This window comes from Haloarcula sp. CGMCC 1.6347, from assembly GCF_037078395.1.
Taxonomy (GTDB): domain Archaea; phylum Halobacteriota; class Halobacteria; order Halobacteriales; family Haloarculaceae; genus Haloarcula; species Haloarcula amylolytica.
Window position 1 is genome coordinate 273,922 of sequence record NZ_JAYMGX010000003.1, and the last position, 24,913, is coordinate 298,834.

21 protein-coding genes are annotated in these 24,913 nt (G+C 63.6%); 9 read left to right on the forward strand and 12 right to left on the reverse strand.

The genetic code is table 11. The features are described from left to right. Positions 1 to 43: 43 nt before the first annotated feature. The 4 genes from VI340_RS17280 to VI340_RS17295 all read right to left on the reverse strand — a co-directional run bounded on the left by VI340_RS17280 (position 44) and on the right by VI340_RS17295 (position 3,589). On the reverse strand, positions 44 to 790 hold the full coding sequence (locus VI340_RS17280) for an NAD(P)-binding oxidoreductase (protein ID WP_008312172.1): 747 nt from the start codon (positions 788 to 790) through the stop codon (positions 44 to 46). 86 nt (positions 791 to 876) lie between these two features. Next, a complete protein-coding gene (locus tag VI340_RS17285; RefSeq protein WP_008312170.1) occupies positions 877 to 1,875 on the reverse strand; it encodes a DMT family transporter in 999 nt (332 codons plus the stop codon). A gap of 146 nt (positions 1,876 to 2,021) precedes the next feature. Continuing rightward, complete coding sequence (locus VI340_RS17290; RefSeq protein WP_008312168.1) at positions 2,022 to 2,813, reverse strand: aldo/keto reductase; 792 nt, start codon at positions 2,811 to 2,813, stop codon at positions 2,022 to 2,024. Between the two features lie 155 nt (positions 2,814 to 2,968). Further along, positions 2,969 to 3,589: a hypothetical protein gene (locus tag VI340_RS17295; RefSeq protein WP_336358837.1), complete on the reverse strand. Its 621-nt coding sequence runs from the start codon at positions 3,587 to 3,589 to the stop codon at positions 2,969 to 2,971. Between the two features lie 115 nt (positions 3,590 to 3,704). Between VI340_RS17295 and VI340_RS17300 the strand changes: the two genes are divergently transcribed. The 7 genes from VI340_RS17300 to VI340_RS17330 all read left to right on the forward strand — a co-directional run bounded on the left by VI340_RS17300 (position 3,705) and on the right by VI340_RS17330 (position 10,965). Continuing rightward, entirely contained in the window at positions 3,705 to 4,364 is a 660-nt protein-coding gene (locus VI340_RS17300; RefSeq protein ID WP_336358838.1) for a class I SAM-dependent methyltransferase, read from the forward strand. 129 nt (positions 4,365 to 4,493) lie between these two features. Next, complete coding sequence (locus tag VI340_RS17305) at positions 4,494 to 5,318, forward strand: M48 family metallopeptidase (protein ID WP_008312162.1); 825 nt, start codon at positions 4,494 to 4,496, stop codon at positions 5,316 to 5,318. Positions 5,319 to 5,517: 199 nt separating this feature from the next. After that, positions 5,518 to 6,522 carry an alcohol dehydrogenase gene (locus tag VI340_RS17310; RefSeq protein WP_008312160.1) on the forward strand — a complete coding sequence of 335 codons (1,005 nt, stop codon included), beginning with the start codon at positions 5,518 to 5,520 and terminating at the stop codon, positions 6,520 to 6,522. Positions 6,523 to 6,646: 124 nt separating this feature from the next. After that, entirely contained in the window at positions 6,647 to 7,981 is a 1,335-nt protein-coding gene (locus tag VI340_RS17315) for a metallophosphoesterase family protein (protein WP_336330228.1), read from the forward strand. 214 nt (positions 7,982 to 8,195) lie between these two features. Then, entirely contained in the window at positions 8,196 to 8,768 is a 573-nt protein-coding gene (locus VI340_RS17320; RefSeq protein ID WP_008312156.1) for a helix-turn-helix transcriptional regulator, read from the forward strand. Positions 8,769 to 8,776: 8 nt separating this feature from the next. Next, a complete protein-coding gene (locus VI340_RS17325) occupies positions 8,777 to 10,531 on the forward strand; it encodes an Nramp family divalent metal transporter (protein WP_008312154.1) in 1,755 nt (584 codons plus the stop codon). Continuing rightward, positions 10,519 to 10,965 carry a hypothetical protein gene (locus VI340_RS17330; protein WP_008312152.1) on the forward strand — a complete coding sequence of 149 codons (447 nt, stop codon included), beginning with the start codon at positions 10,519 to 10,521 and terminating at the stop codon, positions 10,963 to 10,965. Before VI340_RS17325 ends, VI340_RS17330 begins: the two co-directional genes overlap by 13 nt. 35 nt (positions 10,966 to 11,000) lie before the next feature. On the opposite strand, the gene VI340_RS17335 is transcribed toward VI340_RS17330, so the two are convergent. Both VI340_RS17335 and VI340_RS17340 read right to left on the reverse strand, forming a co-directional pair. Beyond that, positions 11,001 to 14,045 carry an FAD-binding and (Fe-S)-binding domain-containing protein gene (locus tag VI340_RS17335; protein ID WP_336358839.1) on the reverse strand — a complete coding sequence of 1,015 codons (3,045 nt, stop codon included), beginning with the start codon at positions 14,043 to 14,045 and terminating at the stop codon, positions 11,001 to 11,003. Positions 14,046 to 14,072: 27 nt separating this feature from the next. Beyond that, positions 14,073 to 15,851, reverse strand: a complete 1,779-nt coding sequence (locus VI340_RS17340; protein ID WP_336358840.1) for an L-lactate permease — start codon at positions 15,849 to 15,851, stop codon at positions 14,073 to 14,075. 678 nt (positions 15,852 to 16,529) lie between these two features. Between VI340_RS17340 and VI340_RS17345 the strand changes: the two genes are divergently transcribed. Then, positions 16,530 to 17,270 (forward strand): ThuA domain-containing protein, encoded by a 741-nt coding sequence (locus tag VI340_RS17345; RefSeq protein ID WP_049943036.1) that lies wholly within the window; start codon positions 16,530 to 16,532, stop codon positions 17,268 to 17,270. A 90-nt stretch (positions 17,271 to 17,360) separates the two neighbouring features. Here VI340_RS17345 and VI340_RS17350 read toward each other — a convergent pair whose 3' ends face one another. Next, entirely contained in the window at positions 17,361 to 17,930 is a 570-nt protein-coding gene (locus tag VI340_RS17350) for a hypothetical protein (RefSeq protein WP_336358841.1), read from the reverse strand. Positions 17,931 to 18,149: 219 nt separating this feature from the next. Next, positions 18,150 to 18,728, reverse strand: a complete 579-nt coding sequence (locus VI340_RS17355; RefSeq protein ID WP_336358842.1) for an NAD(P)/FAD-dependent oxidoreductase — start codon at positions 18,726 to 18,728, stop codon at positions 18,150 to 18,152. A gap of 113 nt (positions 18,729 to 18,841) precedes the next feature. Here VI340_RS17355 and VI340_RS17360 point away from each other — a divergent pair, with 113 nt between their 5' ends. Continuing rightward, positions 18,842 to 19,882 carry a zinc-dependent alcohol dehydrogenase family protein gene (locus VI340_RS17360; RefSeq protein WP_336358843.1) on the forward strand — a complete coding sequence of 347 codons (1,041 nt, stop codon included), beginning with the start codon at positions 18,842 to 18,844 and terminating at the stop codon, positions 19,880 to 19,882. A gap of 478 nt (positions 19,883 to 20,360) precedes the next feature. Here the strand turns inward: VI340_RS17360 and VI340_RS17365 are convergent, their stop codons facing one another. The 4 genes from VI340_RS17365 to VI340_RS17380 all read right to left on the reverse strand — a co-directional run bounded on the left by VI340_RS17365 (position 20,361) and on the right by VI340_RS17380 (position 24,775). Further along, a complete protein-coding gene (locus tag VI340_RS17365) occupies positions 20,361 to 21,572 on the reverse strand; it encodes an ABC transporter substrate-binding protein (protein ID WP_008312122.1) in 1,212 nt (403 codons plus the stop codon). 175 nt (positions 21,573 to 21,747) lie between these two features. Further along, positions 21,748 to 22,680 carry an ABC transporter ATP-binding protein gene (locus tag VI340_RS17370; protein WP_008312120.1) on the reverse strand — a complete coding sequence of 311 codons (933 nt, stop codon included), beginning with the start codon at positions 22,678 to 22,680 and terminating at the stop codon, positions 21,748 to 21,750. After that, positions 22,680 to 23,795, reverse strand: a complete 1,116-nt coding sequence (locus tag VI340_RS17375; protein ID WP_008312118.1) for a FecCD family ABC transporter permease — start codon at positions 23,793 to 23,795, stop codon at positions 22,680 to 22,682. Before VI340_RS17375 ends, VI340_RS17370 begins: the two co-directional genes overlap by 1 nt. Then, positions 23,795 to 24,775 (reverse strand): NAD(P)/FAD-dependent oxidoreductase, encoded by a 981-nt coding sequence (locus VI340_RS17380; RefSeq protein ID WP_008312116.1) that lies wholly within the window; start codon positions 24,773 to 24,775, stop codon positions 23,795 to 23,797. Before VI340_RS17380 ends, VI340_RS17375 begins: the two co-directional genes overlap by 1 nt. Between the last annotated feature and the right edge of the window lie 138 nt (positions 24,776 to 24,913).

Here is a 24,913-nt window from a genome sequence, read left to right on the forward strand (position 1 = left end):
CCTTTCACGCTGGAGGCGTATTTGCACACGGGTGGATTGCCCACTACGGGTCGTCATCCGGGGTATCGACTGTCACGGTCTCCGACCCCCCACTCCGGGGAAGCCGCCACTCGATATCCAGCGCGCGGTTCGGGAACGACGGCCTGGCAACGACTTCCAGCGTCCGGTCTTCGGCCGCCGGTGTGACAGGTGATGCGATCATCAGTCGGGCCACGTCGGCCCGCGAAACGCTGCCCCAGAGCTTCGCTCCGGGCTCGGCGACGGAGACGGTGTCAGTTCGCGGTCCGTTCGTGAGCACGCCCGGGCGGAGGATCGTGTGTCGAACCGGAGCGTCGCGAATCGCGGCCTCGGCCTCCGCTTTCGCACGTTGTATCGGCTGGATGACGACGTCGAAGGCCGTCGCGAGCGGACTGGCCGGCTCGTCGCCCACGCCGATAGCGGATTCCATGACGAACGCATCGACGCCAGCGTCGACGGCCGCATCGAGGAGATTGATCGTCCCCGCACCGTCGACGTACTCGTCCCGGGACCAGACGTCCGTGATATTCGAGCCGACGGCGCTCAGGACGACATCAACGTCCGACAGCGCCTCGGCCAACGCAGCCGGGTTCAGCAAGTCGTCGACGACAACCTCGTCAGCGCCGGCCGCTTGCAGGTCGTCTGTTTTCGACGGCGTGCTGGTCAGTGCTCGGACCGTCGGCACGCGCGAACTGAGCAGTCGGAGCGTCGCGCGCCCGGTCCCGCCGCTGGCTCCGGCGACGAACACCGTCTCCACGTCGGAAGAGTCCATATCGTGGCTTGGGGCTGCCAGTACATGATTGGCTGGGCCCGTTTCGTCAAATCCAGATCGTGATCGCTCTACTGCAACCGCTGACGTCAGTCGTCACACGGCGGCGTCTGTTTCGACGAGGATGTCTCCTCGAAGCGGTGATAGAGCCGGCGCAGTTCCATGCGGATGGTCACACGCTCGATGAGAGCGAAGCCCGCAACGACGACTAAGAAGCCGACGAGCGTCCACAGTGACACCGGCGAGCCCAGCAGTACCCAGCCCATGAGCGCGGCGAAAATCGGCACGACGTACGCGACCAAGTTCGCACGGACCGGGCCGATGCGCTTGATGAGGCCGAAGTAGATGGCGTACGCGACTGCCGTCGAGGGGATGCCCACAGCCACAATGCTCGCAATCGTTTCGGGGCCGATGCCGATGACGGCCGTGGGCGACTCCCCGACCAGCAGGCTCGCGACGTGGAGGAGCACCGCGCCGACAGCCATCGCCCACGCAGTCAGCGGTGTACTGTCCATCTGGGGGCCGACACGCTGGAGGAGCACGCTGCCAAGTGCGACGGCCGCGGCCGCGCCGAGGACCAGAAGTTGCCCGATAGCGCTCGCATCGGTGAACGTCGACGGCGACGGCTGCACGATGAGGATAACGCCGCTCAGCGCGATACCGATACCGAGTGCACCGATCCAGGAGAGGCGGTCGCCCAGCAGCCACCAGGCGAACACGGGGGCGAGTATCGGGTTCAGGCCGTACATCACGGACGCCGCTGCGGGCGTCGTCGTTCCCTGACCGAGGAACAACAGCCCGTTGTTGAGCGCGATCAGGAACAGCGCCGCCATCCCGATTCCAACGAAGTCCTCGCGAGTCCGCGGGAGCCACGTCGACCGGGGCCGGGTAACGACGATGTAGCCAAGCAGCGTCACCGCTGCCAGGTCGAATCGGAGGCCGGCAAACAGCACCGGCGGAAGCTCACGGAGCCCGGTCTTGATCGCGACGAACGAGCCGCCGAACAATACCGCGAGTAGGACGAACAACGCGCTGTCACGATAGCGGGCCGGGAGTGAGGGCCGATCGGAAAACGTGGACCGCAACATAGGCCAGGTCAGTTGGACCACCCGTTAGAGCGAAGATATCTCATAACCTGTGTAACGGGTCGAAATGTGAAGAGGGCTGTGGGAGACGTGGTGTCACGGGCCGACAGTCGTATCGGCAACTCCCACCGGGAACGCTCGAAATCGATTCAGTCCCAGGCGGCGGGCGACCAGTCCGGATCGACGCGTCGGTCGACTGTCTCAATACTGTCGATACGGTTGATTTCGTCGTCTGTCAGCGATAGGTCGAGACTCGCCAGATTGTCCGTGATATGGGCTTCGCTCGTGGCTTTCGGAATCGCCGTCACGCCCTTCTCGCGGAGCCACGCGAGGCTGACCTGCGCTTCGCTCGCGTCGTGGTCGTCGGCGATGGGTTCGATGACATCGTGGCCGAACACTTCACCGCGTGCCAGCGGGGAGTACGCGACCAGTTCGTAGTCCTGTTCCGCCGCGTGCTCGCGGAGTTCCGACTGCTGGAGGAACGGATGCGTCTCGACCTGGTTTGCGAACACCGGAGCATCGAGCACGTCCATCGCCGTCTCGACGTGGTGTGGTTCGAAGTTCGAGACACCGACGTTGTCAATCAGGCCGCGGTCGACGAGTTCGTCGAACGCCGGGAGCGTCTCCTCGGGCTCGTACTCGCCCGCCGCCCAGTGGACGTACAGCAGGTCTACCGAATCGACGCCGAGTTTGTCGAGGCTTTCCTCGGTCGTCTCGATCACGTCGTCGTGCGAGAGGTTCGAGATCCAGACCTTGGTCGCCAGGAAGATATCGTCGCGGTCCACGTCGGCCGCGGCGATACCGTCACCGACGGCGCTTTCGTTGTCGTATATCTGTGCGGTGTCGATATGTCGGTAGCCGGCCTCCAGCGCCGTCCGGACGCTTTCCGCACACTGTTCTGCGTCGTCGTTCTGCCACGTTCCGAGCCCGAGCATCGGCATGCCGCTCGCTCGTGGACCGCCGTCTGTCGGTGACTGTTGCTGAGTCATTATCGGATACCGGAGCTTGCGACTTTAAGCCGTTTGGAAGCCGGCGGGTAGCGCCGACTATCGGTAGTATACGGAGAAGCCGGCTATCACAGGTAGCACAGGGGCGTTCAGAAGCCGTACGACCCGAAAATCCAGAGCGCGACGAGGGGCGATGCGGCGAGGAACGCGCCGAGGACGCCTGTCCCGAGAACCGTATCCCACCCCAGGCCCCGAACCGGTCGCTCGTACCGCCACAGTTGGACCGCAACGTAGACACCGGCGATGACCACCCCGCCGAGCAGCAAAAACGGCGGAAACCCGAGTGCCGGAAACGGCGGGAAACCGACCGCCGGAAACGGGTCCGAACCACTCGAAGCCGCGAAATCGAGACCGATGCCGACAGCGCCGACGGCGGTGGCCGCGACGACATACGAGATGCCAGCGATGACGTGCCGGAGTGCTGCAGCCAGCCCGAACGGCTCTGCGTCGGTCGGCAACACCTCCGGGGCCGCGTAACTACCGATTCCAGTGTAGAGGAACGGGACGGTCAACACACCGACGGCGACGGCATACGGAAGGACCGACGAGATCGCGACGATGAGAACTGCCATGGTCAGGGCATACGTGCGTCCGGTCGCGCCCCCGAGAACCAGGGGCGGGACGAACAGCACAGCGATAGCCACCACGGCAAACAGACAGATCGGGACGGAGTAAGGCCGGAACCGCCCGACAAAACGGGATAGAGACATGCCAGGGTCGTTTCGAACCCAAGCGCATAGGTTTTCGGCTCTCCAGTGAGAGTCGGAGTCGGCATGCTTTTAGGCTCCGTTGCGGTATCGTGACATCATAATATCACTATCGCGGGTGAAACGCGCTATCACTGAGTCCTGTCCGGACCGCCGCTACCCGGTGGTCGCCGGACTTTACCAGACCGCGTTCCCACCCGACACGTCCGGGGGAGCCGCAGCGGCAACCGTTCTGGACCGAGAGGCAGCCGTCCCGGAGTCGCTCCCGGCAGCAGAGCTTGAAAACGTGCAACTCCTCCCCCACCGGACGGCCCTCCTCGAACACATGCCGACCAGCGCGACCGCCGCCGAGTTCGGGCCCGGAGACGGTTCCTTCGCCGAATCAATCGTCCGGATCACGCAGCCGAAGACCCTCTATCTGGTCGATCAGTGGGCAAGTGACGGGGAGCGCCAGGCTGTCAAGCGGCGATTCAGCGAGCATCAGGGCACCGTTCACTTGCGGGACGCCGAACCGATCACCGTGCTTCGTGATGCCGACACCGACTCGCTCGACTGGGTGTATATCAACAGCTCCCACGAGTACGAGGCGACGCTGGCCGAACTCAGAGAGAGCCAGCGGGCCGTCACAGCGGGCGGCTACATCGCGGGCGGCGACTACAAAATCGTGAACGGCGTCATCCCTGCCGTCCACCAGTTCTGTGCGGAGACCGACTGGCGGCTGGCGTCTCTCACGCTCGAAACGCACGACCGTCGGAGTTACGCGCTCTCCAGGGAGTAAGGACCGTCCGCTGTACCGACTAAGCCGGCGAATTTCCTCGGAGTCGTCACCACATCTGCGGCGAAACCCAGTGACACGAGCGGCATCGTCGGCCAGACGGTTTATACGGCCGGACGGACTTGACCCTGTATGGCAGACTTTGGATTACAGGTGCGGATGCTCGTCGTCGGTGCGATTCTGTTCGCGTTCTACGTTTTCGCCGGCACGGCACTGTCGGTGCTGTTGGGCCTGCCGCTCGTCCCGGTGCTCCTCGTCGGAATCCTCGTGGTGCCGGCGATCCAGTACAAACTCGGGAAGTGGCTGGCACTCCGTGGCGCGGAGGATATGCCGGACGACCAGCGGTTCGGCTACGTCCACCAGATGGTCCGGCGGCTCTGCAGAGATATGAATATCGAGGAGCCCCGGCTGATGGTGATGGACATGGGCGTGCCCAACGCCTTCGCGGTCGGACGGAAAGGTGCGGGTGTCGTCGTCGTGTCGAGCGAACTGATGCAACTCCTCGACGACGACGAACTGGAGGGCGTGATCGCACACGAACTGGCCCACATCAAGAACCGGGACGTCATCACGATGGTCGTCGGCCAATCCATCGGGATGCTCGTCGGCTACGTCGCCTACTTCGCGGTGCTGTTCGGCGGCGAGCGAAACGTCGGCTCCTGGATCATGGCGATGATCGCCTCCTCGCTCGCGAACGCGCTGGTCATGGTGTTCGTGCTGGCTATCTCACGGTATCGGGAGTACGTCGCAGACGCGGACGCGCGCCGCGCCATCGGCACCGGCGAGCCGCTGGCCCGTGCGCTCGAAAAAATCTCTCGCGGTGCTGAAGGACGCGAATCGAAAGTCGAGGATAGCATGAACGCCCTCTGTATCTTCAACGCCGACAAGGGGCTGTTCGAGAAACTGTTCTCGACCCACCCCCCGACGGAGAAGCGGATTCAGCGGCTCCGGTCCTGATACTGCCGGCTGTAACTATTTCAAGAGATTTGCCACCCCGAGGTGGCGAGAGTCTTCACGGACGTACAGCCGGCAGTATGAATCGGGAGGCGGACCGACCCGGTCGGCACGGCTGTATCGCAGCCGACGCTCTCGTACAGCTCTCTGGTAACTGGCCGCTTATCCGCGTCGAGCCGGAAGTATCGCTATGTCAGACACAATGCGAGCGGCGGTCGTGCCTGAGGCAGGGGCAGACTTCGAGGTCGTCGAACGGGACGTGCCCGAACCGGACCCCGGCGAGGTACGGGTCTCGGTCGATGCCTGTGGCATCTGTCACAGCGACGTGTTCACGAAAGAGGGGACCAACCCGGTCGTCTCCTATCCGCGGGTTCCCGGCCACGAGGTGGCTGGACACGTCGATGCCGTCGGCGACGCTGTCGATGCCTGGGACGTGGGCGACAGGGTCGGCGTCGGCTGGCACGGCGGCCACTGTTCGACGTGTGAGCAGTGTCGACAGGGGAACTTCCTCCAGTGTGAGAACGGCGAAATCACTGGGCTGAGCTACGACGGCGGCTACGCCGAGTACATGACCGCACCGTCGGAAGCGCTCGCCAAGATTCCGGAGGCGCTGGACGCGGCGGCCGCAGCGCCGTTGCTCTGTGCGGGCGTGACGACGTTCAACGCGCTGCGGAACAGCGATGCGAACGTCGGGGATCTAGTCGCTGTGCAGGGCGTCGGCGGACTCGGTCACCTCGGGGTCCAGTACGCTCACGCGGCCGGCTTCGAGACGGCCGCCATTTCCCGAACGCCGGAGAAGGAATCGCTGGCGAAAGAGCTGGGCGCCGACCACTTCATCAACGCGGCGGAGGTGGATGCCGGCCAGCGACTGCAGGAACTCGGTGGGGCCGACGTCGTGCTGGCGACGGCACCGTCGAGTGACGCTATCAGTTCTATCGTCAGCGGAATCGGCGTCGATGGCTCAGTCGTAGTCGTCGGCGTCCCCGGCGAGCCAGTGGAAGTGAGCGCACAGCAGCTCGTCCAGAGCCGGGGCGGCGTCGAGGGCTGGGCCTCCGGGCACGCGCGCGACTCACAGGACACGCTGGAGTTCAGTTCGCTCCGCGACATCGCGCCGGAGATAGAGACCTACCCGCTCGAAGACGTCAACGAAGCATACGGGCGGATGATCGACAACGAAGCGCGGTTCCGGGCCGTGCTGGAACTGTAATCGAGCAGGTCTCGATATCGGTGGCAGCGCGTCTATACGCTACAGTCCCGGCTGAGACCACAATTTTCCGTCGTGATTTCCCGGAGAGCAACGCCTTTGTCCGTGGGTCAAGAACCCGTATTCAATGGACGGCACCGCCGACGACCGCGTCTACTACGTCATCAGCGACCTTCACATCGGCGGTGACGAGCAGCTAGAGGACGTGGAATTTCTCGACGAACTGCTCGGTTTTCTGGGGCGGTTAGAGACCACCGACGAGGACGTCGAACTACTCATCAACGGCGACGCGTTCGGGCTGTGGGAGTTCACCGGCATGTCGGGACTGGAGAAGTTCGACGCCCTCGAAGGGACCTATCCGTCGCTGTTCGAGCAGTTGCGAAAGACCGGCGAGAACATCCAGATCACGCTGATACCGGGCAACCACGACCACGAACTCGCGGCCTACGACGAGTACGTGGAGCGGTTCGCGGCGTACAACGTGGACCTTGTCCAGTCGAAGTCGATTACCCGTCCGGTGGGGGACCAGGCCATCCACCTCGAACACGGCAATCAGCAGGACCCCAACAACCGCATCGAAGACTGGGGGGATACCAACGTGACGCCGCTTGGCTACTACTACAACACACTCGTGACGAGTCGGGCCGGCCAGCTTTCGGACCGGGGCCGGTACAACTGGCTCAAGGACGTACAGGCCGTAACGCCGACCGAGCGGGTTCCAGTGTGGATGCTCTCGAAGTACTTCTACCGGGAGATGAACCCGCTGCTGCGGTACGCGCTGGTCCCGTTCCTGTTGCTGTTCAACATCAGCGCCATCCTGGCGATTCTGGCGGCGCTGAACCTGCTGGGCGTCTGGTCCGCGCCGGTCGAAACGACGACGTCGTTTCTGGGCCAGTTCGGCACGGTCGGCACCGCCATTTGGCTGCTGCTTGTCGTGAACGCGTCGCTGGCCGGGCTGCTGTTGCTCGTGGGCATCCCGTTGTATCTTCTGCGCCAGGACATCAAGAAGACGATCAACCGATTCGGGGTCTTCGAGACCGATCTCACGGTCGATACCCAGACGCCGTACAAGGAAGCCGCCCGGGAAGTGTTCGACGAAAAGGAAGATGCGGTCGTCTTCTGCTACGGTCACACGCACCGGCCGAGCGTGCAGTCGGTCGACGGCGGGCTGGTCGTCAACAGCGGGACCTGGCTCAAACGCCTCCACCGTCGGGACGGCATCATCGGGCTCCTTCCCCCGGTGTTTTACCCCTCCTACCAGCTCTGTGCGGTGCGCATCACCGCCGAAGACGGGCAGGTGGTCGTCGACTACGAGGAAGTCCAGAAACCGAGCCCCAGTCCGGAGGAGCTGACACTCACCGAACGCCTGCTGACGGTCGGTCGGACACCCAACCCCGAACTCCCCGACCGTGCGGTCGTGGAAACTGAGCAGTCGGTGCCGCCGCGGGAACCGGCCGAGTAAGGGGTGGGCCGGTCCGACGGGAACGTGGCTGCCGTCGGAAGTGGACCGGATTTGGGATATCTGCAACAGCCATAGTCGGTGCGTCGACGGGGAAGTGATGCCTACCTTCGTGTGAAATTGAGACCCATCGAGCGTCAGACGGAAGGAGGTCGTTTGCTCCCGAAACGGAGTTCGCTGCAGAAAAGTCTATTACATACGACTGTAATGGCTACGTATGAGCAATACCGCGGACGATGGTCGGGCCGACGGGTCGCCACCGTCCACGGCAGAGTTCACACCGGAGCGAGTGCTCTCGGTGTTTCGAGACCGAGCGGACCAGGCGAAGCCGTTGACGGCAACCGATGTGATGGACGCACTCGGCTGTTCCCGGAAGACGGCACACAACAAGCTCGAAGTACTCGTCGAACGGGGTGAGCTGGAAACACGGAAGGTCGGTGCACGGAGTCGGGTCTGGTGGATCCCGTTCTCCCAGCTCGTCGGCTCGGGCACGCAATCACAACAGGAGCGAGAGCCGCCGGTCGAGCACAGTATCGCCGACGCGGACCTGCCGGGGACGGGGGAGGTACTCGACGATCGACGTGCGGCGCTGAGGGCCGCGTACGACTACCTCCGTGAAAACCCCGACACGGATGCCGGGAAGCTTATTACCGAGGTGTTTCAGGAGCATCCGGCGGGCTACAAGACCGCTGACGAGTGGTGGGACGCTATCGGACCCGCGCTCGAAGACCTCCCGCAGGTCGACCTGGCTGCCGACCACGAGCACGTCTGGCACTACGTCGGTGGGTGAGTTCACCGATGCCAGAGGAAAAGCCGACGGAACAGTCGGACGTAGCGGAAGACGCGGAGTCAGAGACATCGGAAGTGTACGCCTCTCGCAAAGAGCAGCGGTATCCCATCTCGTCGTACACCCCAGTCGCGTACGACAACCTCGAGGCGGCACCGGAGAGCGAGGCCCATCCGGACACGGGGACGGGCGGGCGGTTCAGAGAACTCTCGTTGCCGAAAGTGCCGAAACTCCGCCACGTCGTCGGTCCCAGCGCGATCATGCTGGGGGCGTCGCTCGGCAGCGGTGAGACGCTGTTCTGGCCGCATCTGGTCGCCAGCTACGGGTGGGGACTGTACTGGCTGTTCCTCGCGGCTGTCTGTCTCCACTTTGTCATCAACACGGAGATACAGCGGTGGACACTGGCGACCGGTGAGAGCGTGTTCCGGGCGTTCGAACGGGTCCATCCGGTCCTCCCGCTGGCCATGCTGGTCGGCGGGTTCATCAGCCTCGGCTGGCCGGGGTGGGCCGCGAGCGCCGCGCAGATCGGCGCGCAGGGCCTCGGACTCGGCACGTACGACGTCGCTGGCGTCGACATCGTCGGCTGGCGACTGTTCGGCATCGCGCTCATGGTGTTCATCTGGGTGACCTACCAGGTGACGCCGCTGATGTACAACGTCGTCGAGAGCCTCCAGCTCGTTCTGGTGGCGCTGTCTATTGCGTTCACGCTGCTGCTGTTCGTTCTCATCGGGTCGGTCGATGTGCTGGTCGGTGTTCCGGGGAGCCTGACGGAGGTCGGCGACTACTCGCCGGTCGGAACCATCGCCGTGCTGGTCGGGGCACTGGCCTATGCCGGCGCGGGCGGCTACCTCAACCTCTCACAGAGCCTCTGGATACGCGAAAAGGGCTACGGGATGGGGCGGTATCAGGGCCGGATCAAGAACCCCTTCGCCGGCGACGACCCCGAGACGGTCCACGAGGACGGGTTCACGTTCACCCCGGACATGCAGAACCTCAAACGCTGGCGAGGGTGGTGGCGCGTGACACAGCTCGAACACCTGTTGACCTTCCTGCTGGGCCTCCTCCTCGTCACGACGATCCTGGTCGTCATCGCGGTGTCACAGGCCCCGGGAGCGACGAGCGACGCGGTCGATATGTGGCTCATCGAGATCGCGCCGTCGGTCGGCGGGTTCACGACGAGCGTCATCTACGTCACGCTGTTTCTCGCCCTGTTCACGACCGAATACGCGATAATCGAGTCGTTCGTCCGGAACAGCTCCGACATCATCTACGAGCTGTACGGTCGGGAGGCGGGCTGGAGCCTGCCGCGGCTGTTCTGGGGACTGCTGACCGTCTTCTGTGGCTGGGGCATCTTCATCCTCACCCTCCCGATATCAATATCCGATCCCTTCGGGCTCCTGGTCGTCGGCGCGGCGATGTCCGGTCTGTTGATGTGGCCGTACATCGTCATCGTCCAGCTCGTCAACACGGTCCGACTCCCGGAGCACACGATGCCGGGCTGGGGCCGCGTCGTCGCGATGTGGGTCGCCGCGGCGTTTTTCGGCTACTTCAGTGTCCTCCTGGTCGGAACGGGGCTGGCGACGCGGCTGGGGTTGCAGGCGTTTGCCGTCAAGACGACGGTGCTCGGCAGCGCACTGGGAGGGTACGCCCTCTGGGCGATCTGCCTGCTCGTCCAGGCGTATACGATGTATCGGGTGGGGCGTGCGAAGGTCGCGGCGGACGGAACGGTCACTGACGCCGCCACCGCGCAAGGGTGGTTCTCGTGACTGACGAACTCCGCGTTCACTTGCATTACACGATGCGGGGGTCGTACCCGCTCCGGCTGGTCGACGTGTTGTTCTGTACGGAGCGGGCCTACTTCGTCGAGTACGACTATCTGACGCCAGTCGACCTGCTGTTCGGGTCGCCGGACCAGCGGGCCGCGGCGTTCGCGTCACAGGTATCCGAGGAGGGCGTCCCTGCAGCCCTCGAAACCGCGGAACAGGTGGAGACACAGTCCTACGACACGCTCGACAGAATCGAGATCCACACTGGCGGCCGGGTCGGTCGGCCGAAAATCACGGCCCAGCCGCTGACAGGCGGTTCGACAACGGTCAGAGTCCACGGCCAGTTCGACGCTGAGCCCTTCACGCAGGCGCTTCGGTCGACAGTCGACGGACACGACGTGACGGTACAACAGCGGGACGGCATCGGAATCTGATGCCGTGCCTCGTGGCCCCAGCAACGCGAGCTGACCTACTGTAGCGCCGCCGCGACCATCTCGATAGGATGTGGCGGTTCCGCGGAACCGTCGCCGAAGTCGTCGATCTGGGACCGGCAGGACGCGCCGGGCGCGACGACTTGCTCGGCGGGCGAGTCCTCGATCTGTCCCAGCAGCAGGTCCGCGATGCCCGCACTCATCGAGTAGTGTTCGGCCTCGTAGCCGAAACTCCCTGCCATCCCGCAACACCCCGAATCAAGCGGGTCGACAGTGTAGCCGGCACGGCGGAGGACGCCGACGGCGTGGTGGTCCTTCTTGGTCGCCTTCTGGTGGCAGTGGCCGTGGTACGCCAGCGGATCGCCCGATTCGTCGAAGGAGAGACGCTCCCCCAGCCGGTACGTGTCGAGGTACTCGCAGACGCCGTACGCGTTCTCCGCGACGATGTCGACGTCGTCACCGGAAAGGAGGTCCCGGTAGTCGACCTGATACATCACCGCGTCGGACGGTTCGATGGTGACCACGTCCCAGCCGTCGCGGATTCGCGGTGCGAGCGCGTCCACGTTCGCCCGTGCCGTCTCGCGAGCGTGGTCCAGCATACTCTTGGAGAACGCGGGACGGCCGCTATCGGTCACACCGTCAGGCACAACTACGTGGACGCCAGCCGATTCCAGCACTTGTACGGCCGCTTTCCCGACATCGGGGTGGCTGTAGTTCGTGTACGGGTCGGCGAGCAAGAGCGCCTTCCGGTCGGCTCTGCTCGCCGCGACAAGCGCGCCGCCGCGGTCGGCCCACCAGTCCCGGAACGTAGTCCGGTGGAAGGCGGGCAGCGTCCGCTCCTCCGTAATGCCGACCGTTTGCTCCATGAGGAGTCCCGAGCCCGGCAGGTCCATCAGCCAGTTCGACACCGGAGCGAACGTGCTCCCGAGCGAGAGCACCGTCTCGACGTTGGCGAACAGTCGGTCTCGCAACGAAATGCCCTCCCGCTGGTGGTGCTCGTGGACAACTTCGGCCTTGAGCTTCGCCATGTCGACGCCGCTCGGGCAGTCCTTCTTGCAGCCCTTGCAGCCGATACAGAGGTCGAGGACCTCAGTGACGAACTCCTCGTCGGTGGGATCGTCGGGGAGGTCACCGTCCATCGCCGACCGGAGCATGTTGGCCCGGCCGCGCGTGCTGGTGATCTCCTCCTCGGCGGCGCGGTAGGTCGGACACATGACGCCGCCGGTGGTCTCCTGGTGGCCGGTACAGCCCGCACAGCCGTGACAGAGTTCGACCATCCCCTGGAACCCGTTCTCGTTGTCCCAGTCGAGCGTGGGCTCGAAGCCCGCGTCGAACTCGTAGTCCGGGTCGTACCGGAGGTTTTCGGCCGGGTCGTGGTCGCCACAGATGTTGCCCGGGTTCAGCCGCCAATCTGGATCAAAGGCCGTCTTCAGATCCCGGAACGTCTCCCAGAGGTCGTCGCCGTAGAGCTTGCGGTTCCACTGGGTTCGGGCGCGACCGTCGCCGTGTTCACCCGATACGGACCCATCGTACTGGACGACAAGGTCAGTGATAGCGTCGGAGATGGCCTCCATCGTCTCGATGCCATCCCCGGACTTCAGGTTCAATAGCGGCCTGATGTGCAGGACGCCGGGGCCGGCGTGGGCGTAGTAGGAGGCAAATGTGTCGTGCTCGTCGAACAACTCCCGGATGTCGGCGATGTATTCCGGGAGATTCTCGGCCGGAACCGCCGTGTCCTCGACGAACGGCCAGTGCTTGTCGTCACCAGTCCGCGACAGGAGGATCGGCAACCCAGCCTTGCGCATCTTCCAGAACTTCGCCTGCCGGTCCGCGTCGTATGCCTCCAGCGCGTCGACAGCGTGGACTGGGGCATCGGTAACCGAACTCGCCTCCTCGCTCGGGGACTCTCTGGCGTCGTAGCCCGGGAGTCGGTCGGCGAGCAGGTCGGCGACCTTCTGAGCACCGTCGTTGGCCGAGTCAGCGTAGAACTCGACGAGCAGCGTCGAATCCGTCTCCTCGGGGAGCATGCCGACGACGTCGGCGAACTCCGGCGTTTCGGCGGCGAGGTCCAGGAGTACGTCGTCCATCACCTCGACGGCCGAGGGGTCGTGGTCGAGAATCGGGGCGACGTCCCGCATCGCCGACAGGATGTCGTCGTAGGTCAGCATGGCGACGGCCGTGGCGTCGGGAACGGGTTCGAGCGAGACCGTCGCCTCGGTCACGACCGCTAGCGTCCCTTCGCTCCCGGCGAGCAGTCGGGCGAGGTTGACCTCGCCGCGCTCCCTGGCGCTGTCGACCAGTTCGTCCAGATTGTACCCGGACACGTTGCGTTTGAGATCCGGATATTTGTCGTCAATCTCCGCGGCGTCTTCTGCAAGGATCTTGGCGACTTCGGCGTAGATCCGGGTTTCGAGGTCGGCATCCGGACCGGCCTCGGCCGCCCGCGCTTCGAGGTCGTCGACGTCGACCCAGCCGAAAGTCGTCTGGGTGCCGTCAGCGAGGACGACCTCACACTCCTCGATGTAGGCGTCCGTCTTGCCGTATTTCAGCGAGTGTGCGCCGGTCGTGTTGTTCCCGATTGCACCGCCGAGGACGCTCTTGTCTCCCCAGGCAGGGTCCGGCGCGAACTTCAGGCCGTGGGGTTCCAGCCGGTCGTTGAGACGGGCGATGGTGATACCGGCCTGTGCGCGGGCCCGCCTGGCCTCTGGGTCGACCGACAGCGTCTGGTCCATGTGCCGCTTGAAATCGAGGACGACCGCCTCGTTGACGGCCTGCCCGGCGAGGCTGGTCCCGCCGCCCCGCGGGAGTACCGGAATCTCTTCCTCGGCGCAGTACTCCATCACCGCGACCACGTCGTCGGTCGAGACCGGCGAGACGACGCCGATGGGGAGCTGTTCGTAGGCGCTCGCGTCGGTCGCGAACAGCTCACGGGTGTACGTGTCGAAGCGCACGTCGCCGTCTACGCGGCGCTCCAGGGCCGCTACGAGGTCCGGCCGGTTGACGCTGTCGTCCTGGTAATCGTAGTTCGCGCTCGGGACTGTCGCCGGGTCACGCTGTTCGGGGGGTCGGGAGTCGTATGCCATGAGTAGGAAAGTGGGGAGTGAGACGAGTTAGAACGCGGCCGGTGCCACGACGTACGCCAGGATGAGCGTCAGTATGCCCGTGAACACACCGTAGTACAGCACCGGTATCAGTTCGAGACGGATGACGCGTCCCTCCTCGCCGATGAGGCCGACCACCGTGAGGGCGGCGACCACGTTGTGAATCGCGATGAGGTTACCGATTGCGCCACCGACCGCCTGTGCGGCGACCACGATCTGGGTCGGCGCACCGATCTGCTGGGCGGCCTGGAACTGGAATAGCCCGAACAGGATGTCGCTGACCGTGTTCGAGCCGGCGATGAACGCGCCGAACGCACCGATGAAGCCCGAGAAGAACGGGAACATCTGGCCGGTCGCATTCGCGGTGATTTCCGACAGCAGTCCGAGCATTCCGGAGTTGATCGGCGCGGCCTCCAGCACGACGGCACTGCCGGTCCGCTGCATGATCATGACCGTCGCGACGGCGAACCACAGTGCGACGACGGCCGGCGCAATGTTTCGAAGCGCCTCGCTCCACGAGGCCTTGATTCCATCAGTGTCCATCCCGTGGAGCGCGTACGTGATCACGGCGACGAGGACGAAGAGGCTCCCGGGGAGGTAGAACATCTCGACGCCCTCCGAGAACGGCGTGCCGAGGATGTTACTCCACAGGAGAACGCCGTTCGTCGACAGGAACTCCTGAACCGGGCTGACGACGCGGGTCACGACGAGCAACGCGGCGACGAGGAGGTACGGTAGCCAGGCCATGCCCAGCGACATGTCCTGCGAGTGGGACTCTTCAAACGTTGCCGTGCCGCCGTCGGCCGCGACGGTTCCCTCTCGACTGTCACCCGTCGTGGTGCCGACGCCCTCTCCGGGCTCGATACTGCCGATCCAGTGGTCCGGCCACTGCTCCTGGGGGCCGAAGTCCCATTCGTCGTCTGGGAGGAAGTAACCGGCCCGTAGCGTGGTCGTGACCACGAGCAGGCCAACCATCGCACCGAGCAGGGCCGGGAACGTCGGACCGAGGAAGTACGCGGTCGCGACGTAGGGTATTGCGAAGGAAGCCCACGCGAAGAGGCACAGCGGCAGGACTTCGAGCGCCGGCTTGATCGACCGCTCCTCGCCGAAGAAGCGTGTCATCATCGCAACGCCGATGAACGGGATAGCGATGCCGACGATAGCGTGGATGAGCGCCGCCCACACACCGATCTGGGCGACGTACGCGCCGACGCTCTCGAAGCCGCCCTGCTGAAGCACCTGCTGTGATGCGCCGGTCCCTTCTGCGAAGACCACGTCACGCAGTCCGATTATCAGCGGCGTTCCGACTGCCCCGAACGTGATTGCGAGGATGTTTCCCGTAAGCGCGACGACCACCGCGGCCAGCGGCGGGAAGCCCAGGCCGACCAGCAGCGGGCCGACGATGGCCGCGGGCGTCCCGAAGCCGGCCGCGCCCTCGATGAACGACCCCATGAGGAAAACGAGCAGGATGACCTGCACGCGCCGGTCGTCGCTGATCGAGGAGAACCCGGCGTTGATAACCTCGAACGCGCCGGACTGTTTCAGCGTGTACAGCAGGAGTATCGCCCCGAAGACGATGACCAGGATTCTGGTCGCTGTCAGCGCACCGCGTATCGACGCGGCGGCGATCAGCGTAGGGGACATCTGCCAGCCCACGAAGGCCGCGATAGCCGCAACCGCCCATGCGATGGGCATTGTCCGTGTCGCAGGCTGGTACAGCCCGACCATCAACACCGCAATCGTCGCCAGCGGCAGCAGTGCCAGGAGCACCAGCGTGTGCTCAGACATGGGATTTCACCCCCGGCTTCCGTTCGTCCGGAGACGTGCCGCCACTGTCACCAGCTACGTGCCCCGGGAAACAGTATCGCGCTCTCATTTCTGAAACACCTCGGTACAGGCCTCTATCGGTCGAAACCTTCCGATACAGCGGTTTCTGGTAGGGTGCATCAGTCACGTCGTCTGGCAGGGAGTATTTATACCTATCTACTGTTTACATTATCGTCTACCCAGAATAGCGCCGGAACGGACGCGAGAAGCGCTGATGGTCAAAAAAACAGGCCTTATTCTGTACGGGCGGCCGAAATGCGGTACAGTCGTGTGTATCCGGTATAACGGTGCTTTACGCCCCGATTTCACTCGACTGTACTCTCACGCGAGCCCCTTACAGTCGTCTGTATCTGGTGGTTTCAGGGCGTTATTCACAGTCCTGTGGACGCAGTTGGAAAACGGACCGTACCGGGGTTCAAAATCGAGGGTGTCGTCCCATCGCTGGGACGACGCTGGCGCGCGATAGAAGGTGAACCTGACACTCGGCGCTGGCCGACACAAGACAGTATCTAAGCCAGATGGATGTGTTGGAGGAGTCTCCCGGGGAATACCCGGTAAAGACGAAAACGTATCGCGTCCGCCAGTCGTACGGATTGCCGCTTGGCCAACGCCGTTACGGCGGAGGTGGAAACCACGAGTATGACACGCGTTACAGTCTGGAACGAATACGTCCACGAGCAGGAACACGAAGCGGTCGCGGACCTGTACCCCGACGGGATTCACGGCGCTATCGCCACAGCCCTTGCGGAGCGCGGATTCGACACGGAGACCGCGACGCTGCAGGAGCCCGAACACGGGCTTACCGAGGACGTACTGGCAGAAACGGACGTTCTGACCTGGTGGGGCCACGCCGCCCACGACCAGGTCGACGACGAGGTGGTCACCCGAGTGAAAGAACGGGTTCTCGATGGCATGGGGCTCATCGTCCTCCACTCGGGCCACTACTCGAAGATCTTCCGCGAACTGATGGGGACGACCTGCAGTCTGAAATGGCGTGAAGCCGCCGAAACCGAGCGTTTGTGGGTCGTCGAGCCCGGTCACCCCATCGCCGACGGCGTCGACGAGTACATCGAACTCCCGGAGACCGAGATGTACGGGGAACGGTTCGACATTCCGGCACCGGAGACGCTCGTGTTCAACTCTTGGTTCGAGGGCGGTGAGGTATTCCGTTCAGGGTGTTGCTACCGCCGCGGGGCGGGCCGAATCTTCTATTTCCGGCCGGGCCACGAGACCTATCCGATTTACCACAACGAAGCGATCCAGCAAGTCCTCGCCAATGCCTGCGAGTGGGCCGCGGCCGGGGACGGTCCGGAGCCATCGTTTGGCAACGCCGATCCGATTGAAGCCATCGACGAAAGCGACGAGCGGTCGGTCCACTGATTTCGGCGTCAGGTTTAGCGGCGTCGTATTTAATCGACTCGTGTTTACACCCTATTACAACGAATACGCACAGCCGTGGACCCTGCACAGTCACTGTGGGAACACGGGCTGTGTCTTGTCTCGCCATGGTTCAGCGCCTCCTAGGTGGTCGACATCGAGCTGTACCCCAGTTCGGAGTGTTGATTCGAGATGATCGAACAGCGGATCGAGCGACGCCTCGACCGGCGACAACACCCGCCACCGATACGTACTGCCGGTGCGTTCCGATTCGAAGACGACACCATCCCCGATGTGGTCGGTGACGATAGTGGGTACTGCACGACACCGGTCAGTGTCTGCGTGGTACGTATATACCGTTCTGGCGGTCGGTCGGCGGTCGAGAACCTGGTACTCCCGCGTCCCAGAACAGCGGTGCTCGTCGAGACACTCGTTACAGCCTTCGTCGTCGAGAAACACCTCATCGAACGCGGAGATGGATTCAGCGGGACCGTCGACGTGGTCGATACGCCACATGGCGTTTTCGGTCACAGTACATGTGGCGTTCCGGAGTCGTAGCATAGGGTACTCGTGAAACAGGTCCATTACCCGGTCGGCACCCGCAGTGAACCTGATGTTGAACTCGAACTCCTTCACAGAGAACACATGGCTCTGTGATGCCATAGTGAATCAGTCGATAATGCTGTCGGTCGGTTTCAGAACCCCAAACCGACTGCAGTAACGTGGTAAAGGCGGCGGTGCCACAAATTACGCACTTGCTTAGCCTCATCCGGCCCGGGTTTGCCTACCGTCGAATGCAGTCCGTATTCGCCGGGCAGTGACCAGTAACACGGTGTTCAGTGGTTAGCAATGAGATAGACCCGTCCAGAGTCGCTTCGGGGCCTACTCCCCGGGACCGAACAGCGCGTCCGCGTCGGCGGGCGTATCGAAGTCGTGGAAGTGCTCCCCTTTCTCCTTCGTGAGAATGTTCAGGGCCGCCGCCGCGCCGTCGCCGGCGGAGATGACGGCTTGCCACTCCTCGGCTCGGACCATACCACCCGTCGCGTAGGCGTCGTCGACACTCGTCTCCATCGTCACGTCCACGTCGACGACGTCTTCAGCAGTCATGTCACAGCCCAGCGTCTCAGCGAGGTCGCGGTTAGCCCCGGTCGCAAGGATGAGATAGGGTGCTTCATGCGTGTCGTCCTCGGTCGTAACCTCGAATCCGGCGTCGGTTTGCCGCACGTCGGTCACCTCTGTGCCCTGCTTTCGGTCGACGCCGAAGCTATCGATTTGTGTACGAGCAGTCTCCATGAACGCGGACCCGTCCTGGGAGCCCACCCCGAGATAGTTGAACAGGTGCGCTTTGTGCATCCAGGTTCCGTCGGTGTCGAAGACTGTCGTTTCAAGGCCGTTTTTCTGTGTGAACAGTGCCGCACTCAAGCCGGCGGGGCCGCCGCCGACGACGAGAACATCCGTCATGCCATCTAGTTCTGTCTCACCACTGGTAATTGTTGTCACCCAATACGATCAGCGAAGGTGACGTACCGAAGTGGCATGGGAACGGTTTTCCACAGCCGAGCCGAAGCAAACGCATGCGCGCAGCCATCTACCGTGGCCCCGGCGAGATCACCGTCGAAGAAGTTCCCCGGCCGGAGATCGAATCGCCAACCGACGCGATTGTCCGCGTGACCCATACCGCCGTCTGTGGCTCCGACCTGTGGTTCTATCGCGGCCAGAGCGACCGCGAAGAGGGGTCCCGCGTCGGCCACGAACCGATGGGTATCGTCGAGGACGTCGGCGACGACGTGCGCTCAGTCGAGCCCGGCGACCGGGTGTTCGCCCCGTTCGTCATCAGCTGTGGTCGGTGCGAGTTCTGCCGGAAGGGACTGCACACGTCCTGTGTCAACGGCGACTCCTGGGGCGGCGACAACGGCGGCGGCCAGGGCGAGTACGTCAGAGCGACGGAAGCCGACGGGACGCTCGTCCGCGTTCCCGACCGCCACGCCGACGACGAGGACACACTGGAAGCGATTCTCCCGCTGACGGACGTGATGGGGACCGGTCACCACGCGGCAGTCAGCGCCGGCGTCAGCGAGGGAGACACCTGTATCGTGGTCGGCGACGGCGCTGTCGGACTGTGTGGCGTACTCGCGGCCCGCCGTCTCGGAGCGGAGCGGATTATCGCGATGGGCCACCACGAGGACCGTCTCGAACTCGCGGAGTCGTTCGGCGCGACCGAGACCATCGCCGCCCGTGGTCAGGACGCCGTGGACGCGGCAGACGACCTGACCAACGGCGGCGCGAACCACGTCCTGGAATGTGTCGGTGCGGCCTCGGCGATGGAGACCGCCATCGACGTCTGTCGGCCGGGCGGGACCGTCGGCTACGTCGGTGTCCCGCACGGCGTCGACGACTCCGGACTGGATGTGTTCTCGCTGTTCGGCGACAACATCGCGCTCAACGGCGGCGTCGCACCGGTTCGTGCCTACGCCGACGAACTGCTGGCCGATGTGCTGCAGGGCACACTCGACCCGTCGCCGATCTTCACGAAAACCGTCGACCTCGACGGCGTTCCCGAGGGGTATCGGGCGATGGACGAGCGTGAAGCGATCAAAGTTCTCGTCAAGCTGTAGTCGGTCTGCACTGGCAGTCAGCCACACAACCCACAGAGTAGCTCGTTACGCGTTCTGCGACTAGTTTCGGAGAATTCCCACGAACCAGGCTTCGGATCGGCCGATACTGGCGGTCAGCGGCGGTTCAGCTAAAGGCCAGAGACGCTGCTACACTAGCTTTCCGCACGACCGACAGCGAGGGCGGTCAGCCGACGGGTCGTAGGCTAACGCAACGTCGTTGCAGTGACGGCAGTATCGGTCGGAGCCGGTGGTGTAAGAGTGCGTGTTTCCTTCGTGAACTAACATATGTGAGATGATGACAGGGAGGTATAAATTCTTTCTGGACAAATAAGCCACTATATCCTTATATTCAATATATACTGCCAATAGTTACTACGATAGTAGACTATTCATCCATATCTGGGGTGTAGCTGTCACAGTGGGCCTATTCGATAGTATGCTCCGAGTGTCCGTGCGTCGGCTGCCGTGTCGTGGTCGCTCATGGCTTAAGCTCCCCGTTGATGATATCCGCGACCCGCTTGCGGTCGAATAACTGTTCCTCGGCCGGGATTTCGGGATACGGCCCCTCAGTGTACGTCGGCCACTCGCCGAACTGCTCGGGATACAGTTGCTTTGCGGTCATCTCCAGTTGGAAGAGATGCAGTATCGGGCCCTGATACCTCGCTCCCTGGGGGTAGATCCGGTCGTTCTGCACGGCCGTGATTTCCGACCCAACCGGGTCGGATTTAAACGCCTCCCGTCGCTCCGGAAGGCTCGTGTTCGGCTCGAACCCGCCGAGGTGCAGGATGACGTCCGGGTCCGCCGCAAGCAGCGTCTCGAAGTCGACCACGGAGTTCGTCTCGACCGAGCCCTCGAAGGCGTCCCGCGCTCCGAACGGGCGGGTGTGTGCGGTCAGGAATCCGGGGTTGTCAAGCGTATAGGCGTATATCTCGTCGAGGTCAGCCGCGGCGAGCAGGACCGCCGACGGCCGCTCCGACTCGGGCGGCAGGTTCGCGTCAATGGTCGAGCGCATCTCGTCGTGAACCGCCGCGAGCGCCTCGTAGCGGGCCTGTTCCTGGAACGCCTCGGCCACGAGTTCGAACTGCTCCCAAAGAGTGTAGTACTCGTAGTCCCCCCATCCGGACGGTGGTTCGGCGTGTCGGTCACTCAGCGAGTTGCCGAACCACGGCGAGACGTTGGTAGCGATCTCCTCGAAGTCCGTCCGGCCCCAGTTGTCCTGTTTGGCGATCCAGGCCGGGTCTGCCAGGTGGATATCGCTGTCCAGTTCGTACAGTTTCTCCTTGCTCGGTTCCCACGAAGAGTACAGTCCGGTCCAGTCCAGCGACACGCCCGGCAACCGTTCGACGAACTGGTTCCACAGCCCGCTGTAGTAATCCGGGGCGTGCATGGCCGTGACGGTATCCCCACGTCCCAGGGCGAACGCCATGTCTGCGTGGTGCGTGAGCCGCGTGAAGACGGTCTCCGGTGGCGAGTCGAAGGTCACCTCTCCCATCGGGGACATCGACACGGAGTGCGACTCGTCCGCAGTGGTTGTGTCTGTCTCCGTCACGGCCTCCGTCGGCGCGGAGCCGGTTCCCCGCTCGGCATCACCGCTGCATCCCGCTAGCAACCCGGCACTGAGAACCGTGCCCCCATACTTGACGTACTCTCTCCGCGTCGGTGACTCGATGTCAGTGGTGTCGTCAGCCATTATTTTAGGCTAGCCTAAAAATTATATAGATGTTCCGGTTCACCGACCCGGAACAATCCAGTATCAAGCTCCGAGTCCGGCGTCCGTGGGAAGAGTCCAGTATCAAGCGCAGAGCCCGGCGTCCGTGGGAAGGATCCGTGGGGCAGAGGGCGATTTCGTGGTAGTCTAACGGCCCCTATTCCGCCACGATCTCCTCGGCGCGGTCCGGTTCCGCACTATCGTCACCAGCAGCGTGTTCGTCGCCGTCGTGGCGGGCACGGATTGGATTCACGCGCGGTCCCTGTGCCGTAGCCGAGACCTCCGCCTCGATTTCGAAAACCTCCGCGAGTAGTTGCTCGGTCACGACGTCTTCGGGTCGTCCCCGGGCCTGTATCTCGCCGTCTTTGAGTGCGACCATCCGGTCGGCGAGGCGGGCCGCCTGCTCGATGTCGTGCAGGACGACCACGATGGTGATGTCGCTCTCGTCCCGGAGCGTCTCGATGATCTCCATCACCTCTAGCTGGTGGTGGAGATCGAGGAACGTCGTCGGTTCATCGAGCAATAGTACGTCGGTGTCCTGTGCGAGGACCATCGCGATCCAGGCGAGTTGCTTCTGGCCACCACTGAGGCTACCGACTTCACGTTCACGGAGGTGTCCACAGCCGGCCAGGTCAATCGCCCGCTCGACGGCGGCCTCGTCTTCCTCGGTGACACTGTCGAAGAACCCCCGGTGTGGGTACCGACCGTGGTACACCAGATCCTCGACCGAGATGCTGTTTGGCGACGTACTCTCCTGAGAGAGCAGGCCGAGCTTCCGGGCGATCGCTTTGGTACCCATCGTCTGGATGTCTTGCCCGTCCAGCAACACCGATCCCGCCTCCGGTTCGAGCTGATTTGCGAGGCCTTTCAGCAGCGTGCTCTTGCCCGACCCGTTCGGGCCAACGAGCGCAGTCACGGCCCCAGGTTCGGCGGTGATCGATTCACCGTCGATGACCGGTTCATCCGTCCCGGAGTACGAAAGCACCACATCGTCGCCGACCAGCGGCCGGTCCCGGCGACCGGACTGGGGACCAGCAGCGGTGTCGTTTGCCGTAGCGATACCGTCCGAGTTGGAGTTGTCCTGTGACATTAGATCTCACCCATCTGTTCCTGTCGCCGCATCAGGTAGAGGAAGTACGGTCCGCCGACGACGCCAGTGACGACGCCGACCGGAACCTGCGCGGGGTTCAGGGCCAGCCGTGCACCGACGTCCGCGACAACCATCAGCGCCGGACCGACGAACACGCAGCCGATGAGGAGCCGGCGGTAGTCGCTCCCGACGATGAGTCTGACGATGTGGGGGACCACGAGGCCGAAGAAGCCGATGATGCCCGCGACGGAGATGGCCGTACTGGCCGCCAGAATGGCGACCGCGGACAGCATGAACCGGACCCGCTCGACACTCATTCCGAGTGAATTCGCGGTCTCTTCCCCGAGCAGGAGGAGGTTCAGCTGTCGTGCGCCCGCCAGCGCGAGTAGCGTGGCGGCCAGCGTCGGGATGACAGCGATGCGGAACTCCTCCCAGCCGACGCCTGTTAGCGAACCGGTAATCCAGGCCAGCGCCGACTGGACAACGCCCAGGTCGTCGGCGAAGAAGAACAGCCCCCGCTGGAGGGAGGTAAACACCATGTTGACGATGACACCGGCGAGGACCAGTCTGACCGGACTCGTTCCGCCCTTCCACGCGATCATGTACACGAGCAGGAACGCGATGGAGCCGCCGATCGCGGCAAACAACGGCAGGAACGGAGCGAGACTACTGAACAGAACGAGGGTCAGCAGTACGGTGAGCCCCGCCCCGGAACTCACGCCCAGTATGAACGGGCTCGCCAGTTCGTTTCGGGTCACGGCCTGGAATATCGCCCCGGAGACGGCGAGACACATCCCCGCAAGCACGGCGACGATTACTCGCGGCATCCGGATGTTCCAGACGATGAGCGTCCGTTTCGGCAGTTCGGGCAGCTCAGTCCCGAAGAAAAACGACTGCCATGCCTGGACACTGAACAGTACCTTCGGGTCGAACACGGCCTGCCACGCCTCGAGGATGGTCATCGAGTACGCCCCGAAGCTCACCTGCAGGAGCCCGGCCACAAAGGCGACGGCGACGCTCGCGACACACAGTCCGATCAGGGACCCGTCGAAAGTTCCGAGCCAGGTCCTGGCCCGTGACAACACGTCGGTGGCCCCCCGTGTCTCGCTGGCCATTATTCGCCCACCTCCGCGAGTCCGTCGGTCGCAGTGACGTAGTCACGGATCGTTTCGTCATCTATCGCATCGAGAACGGCGGTCTGGTCGAGTCCCGAAACAACCGTCTCGGGGTCGAGGTAGCCCGCCAGTGTTTCCTGCCCTGCTTCGGTCCGGGTAGCTATCTCGTCAGATGTGATATACGACGACCGTCGCTCATCGAGGACCGCCTCGCGGACTCGCTGGAACCGACCCGAATCCGGATCGACAGGAGCATCCGAAGCGTACCGGTCGTCGAAATATTCGACCCAGGTCGCACGTTCGGTCCACTCGTCGTCGAGTTCAGCCTTCCGTCGGACCCAGTCTACGCCATCGGCGACAGATTCCCACCAGCCGTCGTCGATTCTCGCATCCGCAATTACCCGGCGTGCGACGCGTGCGCCCCGACCGGCCGCAATGATGGCCTGCATATCCGCCGCCTCGGACGGTGACGCAACGTAGAGAGCCGGGACCGGTGTCGTACCGTCCGCATCGGCATACGTGCTGTCGAAGGTTTCGTGTGCCTCGCCGTCGTATTCGTGGGTCTCGAACATCGCCGCGTCGTCGTCCAGGCCACGCATATACTCGCCGTCGTAGCGAGTCGCCGCGATGACCCGCTGAGTCGTGGCGGTCTCCCCGTCCTGCGTTTCGACGACGAATCCCTCCCCGGCGTCGGTTCTGTCGAGCGATTCGACCAGCTCGGAGACGATGGAACAACCGGCAGTTTCGGCGTGGTCCTGAATGCGGTCGTACAGCGTCTCTACGTCGATACCGGCCGGGAAACCGAGGTAGTTTTCCAGGTAGGCACAGCGCTTGAGCGACGACCGGCCGCGGTCGTAGATGACCGTATCGAGGCCCGCTCTGGCCGTGAACACCCCCGCCGAACAACCGGCTGGACCGCCCCCGACGATGATGACATCGTGGTCGAACGTCGTCTCCGTCAGGTTCCCCACTGCCACCATATTCACGACGCTCCGTCCAGTGTCCGTGACACCGACAGCCGGTGTGACGGTTCGGAGGTGTCGATCGATTCGTTCAACATACTGTTTAGGCCAGCCTAAATGGATAAAGCGTTTTCGAAATTTAGGCGGGCCGAAGTT

What these genes read in the sequence shown, in the direction of transcription:
- VI340_RS17305 (WP_008312162.1), top strand. Translation starts at nt 4,494, where the DNA reads ATGGCAGACTTTGGATTACAGGTGCGGATGCTCGTCGTCGGTGCGATT.
- VI340_RS17295 (WP_336358837.1), bottom strand. Translation starts at nt 3,589, where the DNA reads ATGTCTCTATCCCGTTTTGTCGGGCGGTTCCGGCCTTACTCCGTCCCG.
- VI340_RS17345 (WP_049943036.1), top strand. Translation starts at nt 16,530, where the DNA reads ATGACACGCGTTACAGTCTGGAACGAATACGTCCACGAGCAGGAACAC.
- VI340_RS17280 (WP_008312172.1), bottom strand. Translation starts at nt 790, where the DNA reads ATGGACTCTTCCGACGTGGAGACGGTGTTCGTCGCCGGAGCCAGCGGC.
- VI340_RS17325 (WP_008312154.1), top strand. Translation starts at nt 8,777, where the DNA reads ATGCCAGAGGAAAAGCCGACGGAACAGTCGGACGTAGCGGAAGACGCG.
- VI340_RS17310 (WP_008312160.1), top strand. Translation starts at nt 5,518, where the DNA reads ATGCGAGCGGCGGTCGTGCCTGAGGCAGGGGCAGACTTCGAGGTCGTC.
- VI340_RS17335 (WP_336358839.1), bottom strand. Translation starts at nt 14,045, where the DNA reads ATGGCATACGACTCCCGACCCCCCGAACAGCGTGACCCGGCGACAGTC.
- VI340_RS17320 (WP_008312156.1), top strand. Translation starts at nt 8,196, where the DNA reads ATGAGCAATACCGCGGACGATGGTCGGGCCGACGGGTCGCCACCGTCC.
- VI340_RS17315 (WP_336330228.1), top strand. Translation starts at nt 6,647, where the DNA reads ATGGACGGCACCGCCGACGACCGCGTCTACTACGTCATCAGCGACCTT.
- VI340_RS17350 (WP_336358841.1), bottom strand. Translation starts at nt 17,930, where the DNA reads ATGGCATCACAGAGCCATGTGTTCTCTGTGAAGGAGTTCGAGTTCAAC.
- VI340_RS17365 (WP_008312122.1), bottom strand. Translation starts at nt 21,572, where the DNA reads ATGGCTGACGACACCACTGACATCGAGTCACCGACGCGGAGAGAGTAC.
- VI340_RS17340 (WP_336358840.1), bottom strand. Translation starts at nt 15,851, where the DNA reads ATGTCTGAGCACACGCTGGTGCTCCTGGCACTGCTGCCGCTGGCGACG.
- VI340_RS17375 (WP_008312118.1), bottom strand. Translation starts at nt 23,795, where the DNA reads ATGGCCAGCGAGACACGGGGGGCCACCGACGTGTTGTCACGGGCCAGG.
- VI340_RS17285 (WP_008312170.1), bottom strand. Translation starts at nt 1,875, where the DNA reads ATGTTGCGGTCCACGTTTTCCGATCGGCCCTCACTCCCGGCCCGCTAT.
- VI340_RS17290 (WP_008312168.1), bottom strand. Translation starts at nt 2,813, where the DNA reads ATGCCGATGCTCGGGCTCGGAACGTGGCAGAACGACGACGCAGAACAG.
- VI340_RS17370 (WP_008312120.1), bottom strand. Translation starts at nt 22,680, where the DNA reads ATGTCACAGGACAACTCCAACTCGGACGGTATCGCTACGGCAAACGAC.
- VI340_RS17355 (WP_336358842.1), bottom strand. Translation starts at nt 18,728, where the DNA reads ATGACGGATGTTCTCGTCGTCGGCGGCGGCCCCGCCGGCTTGAGTGCG.
- VI340_RS17380 (WP_008312116.1), bottom strand. Translation starts at nt 24,775, where the DNA reads ATGGTGGCAGTGGGGAACCTGACGGAGACGACGTTCGACCACGATGTC.
- VI340_RS17360 (WP_336358843.1), top strand. Translation starts at nt 18,842, where the DNA reads ATGCGCGCAGCCATCTACCGTGGCCCCGGCGAGATCACCGTCGAAGAA.